Source organism: Mesorhizobium sp. M1A.F.Ca.IN.020.06.1.1 (genome assembly GCF_004023265.1).
Lineage (GTDB): Bacteria > Pseudomonadota > Alphaproteobacteria > Rhizobiales > Rhizobiaceae > Mesorhizobium.
In genome coordinates this window covers 1-2,433 of sequence record NZ_RZSR01000911.1, presented here as the reverse complement: position 1 = coordinate 2,433, position 2,433 = coordinate 1, and the positions used below count along the sequence as shown (strand labels likewise).

General features: G+C 63.4%; 2 protein-coding genes. Both read right to left on the bottom strand.

The genetic code is table 11. The features are described from left to right. Positions 1–27: 27 nt before the first annotated feature. A complete protein-coding gene (locus EOA60_RS28905) occupies positions 28–1,026 on the bottom strand; it encodes an ABC transporter ATP-binding protein (RefSeq protein ID WP_095824287.1) in 999 nt (332 codons plus the stop codon). A 190-nt stretch (positions 1,027–1,216) separates the two neighbouring features. Beyond that, positions 1,217–2,371, bottom strand: a complete 1,155-nt coding sequence (locus tag EOA60_RS28900) for an ABC transporter substrate-binding protein (protein ID WP_095777615.1) — start codon at positions 2,369–2,371, stop codon at positions 1,217–1,219. Positions 2,372–2,433: the final 62 nt, after the last annotated feature.

Sequence of the window (2,433 nt, the reverse complement as noted above, 5' to 3'; positions counted from 1 at the left end):
GAGGAGGGTGCTTTGCACAAACCTCAATCATGCCGGCTCGTCCATCAGATGCAGGTGCTCGCGGTTGAAGGTGAGCATCACCGCCTCGCCTTCGGCAGGGAGCGCGGTCCCCGCCGGCACCATGGCATGCAGCCTCAGCCCATCGGCATCCAGCGCCAGCCTTGTGGTGGCGCCGAGATAGTTGGTCCCGACCAGACGCGCGGCAACGCCATCGCCGCTCGTGGCGCCCGATACGCGGATGGATTCAGGCCTGAGGCTGCCCCAGCGATGCTGGCCGGAATAGCGCTGCACGAAATCCGGCGGCAGCACGTTGGACGAGCCGACGAAATCGGCGACGAAACGCGTCCTCGGCCGCTGGTAAATGTCCTCCGGCGTGCCGACTTGCATGATTCTGCCGTCGTTGAAGACGGCAACACGGTCGGCCATGGAAAGGGCTTCGCCCTGGTCGTGAGTGACGAAGACGAAGGTGATGCCGAGCACCTTCTGCAGCGACTTCAGCTCTTCCTGCATGTTCTCGCGCAGCTTGAGGTCGAGCGCGCCGAGCGGCTCGTCGAGCAGCAGCACTTTGGGCTGGTTGACGAGCGCCCGGGCAAGCGCGACGCGCTGGCGTTGGCCGCCGGAGAGTTGGCCGGGGCGCCGGGCCCCATAGCCCGGCAGGCGCACCAGCGAGAGCGCCTCTTCCGCCGCCTTCAGCCGTTCGACCCTGCCGACGCCCTTGACCATCAGCCCGTAAGCGACGTTGTCGAGCACGTTCAGATGCGGGAACAGCGCGTAGTCCTGGAAAACGGTGTTGACGTTGCGGCGATAGGGCGGAACGCCTTCGGCCCGCTCGCCGAAGATGGAGATCGAGCCGGCCGTCGGCTGCTCGAAGCCGGCGATCAGTCTGAGGCAGGTCGTCTTGCCGGAACCGGACGGCCCGAGCATGGCGAAGAACTCGCCCGGCGCGATGTCGAGATCGACCGCATCGACGGCGCGCACGCTGCCGAAATGGCGCGAGACTTGTTTAAAGGAAACGGCGGAGGTCATGATCTGTCCTGAAGGTTCAGGCTCTCAAATTCGGGCGTCTGTGCTGCCCCTCGTCCGCCTGCCGGCACCTTCTCCGCGTGAAAGACGGGGAGAAGGGACAAACTCCAGCGCTGGCGCCCCCCTCTCCCCGTTCTTCACGGGGAGAGGGTAAGGGTGAGGGGCAGCGCCAACTTCTAAAGGCTAGGCGAACTCACCGCCCGCCGATGACGCCGATATAGTCCGACACCCAGCGGTAATAGGGCACGCATTTGTCATTCTGGCTGGCGCATTTCGATATCGGCGTCTTCCAGAACTTGATCTTCTCGAAATTGTCGTAACCGTTGGTCTTGCAGCCCTCGTCGCCCAGCAGTTCATTGCCCTTGCAGGCGGCGGGCACGACCGGCAGAGAGCCGAACCAGGACGACACATCGCCCTGGACCTTGGGCGAGAGCGAGTGCTCGAGCCACATATAGGCGCAGTTCGGATGGGCGGCGTCGGCTTCCATCATGGTGGTGTCGGCCCAGCCGGTGACGCCCTCCTCCGGCACGGTCGAGGCGACCGGCTTCTTGGCGGCGACCAGCGTGTTCACCTGATACGGCCACGAGCCGGAGGCGACGACGCCTTCGTTCTGGAAATCGTCGACCTGGATTGCGGCGTCATGCCAGTAGCGGCCGACCAGGGTGCGCTGGGTGCGCAGCAGATCGAGCGCCGCCTTGTACTGGTCTTCGCTGAGCTCGTAAGGGTCCTTGATGCCCAATTCCGGCTTGTGGAACATCAGGTAGTTGGCGGCATCGGCAATGTGGATCGGGCCGTCATAGGCCTGGACACGCCCCTTGTTCGACTTGCCGTCGGGCAGCTTCATCTCCTCGAAAACGACGTTCCAGCTCTTGGGCGCTTCCTTGAAGACGGTGGTGTTGTACATCAGGATGTTCGGGCCCCACTGGTAGGGCACGCCGTAATGCACCTTGTCGACGGTGAACCAGGGCGCGTCCTTGAGACGGTCGTCGACCGTCTTCCAGCTCTTGATGAGGTCGGTGTTGATCGGCTGCACGCGCTTGCCGGCGACGAGACGCAGGGAAGCATCACCAGAAGCCGTCACCAGGTCGAAGCCGCCCTCGTTCATCAGCGAGACCATCTCGTCCGACGTATTGGCGGTCTTGACGTTGACCTTGCAGCCGGTCTCCTTCTCGAAGGCGGTCACCCAGTCGTAGTTCTTGTCGGTCTCGCCCCGCTCGATATAGCCCGGCCAGGCGACGATATTCAGCTCGCCCTCGCCCTTGCCGACTTCCTTGACCTGGGCGATCGCCTGACCCGAGAAGGTCAGCGCAACCGTCAACGCCGTGCATGACTTCAGGAATGCATTCATCATCGATCTCCCATTTTGGCGCATGACCCCGAAACCGATCCGGTTTTCAACAAGGATCACAC

Excerpts from the sequence above, each read along its gene's own strand:
- EOA60_RS28900 (WP_095777615.1), bottom strand. The coding sequence starts at position 2,371 with ATGAATGCATTCCTGAAGTCATGCACGGCGTTGACGGTTGCGCTGACC.
- EOA60_RS28905 (WP_095824287.1), bottom strand. The coding sequence starts at position 1,026 with ATGACCTCCGCCGTTTCCTTTAAACAAGTCTCGCGCCATTTCGGCAGC.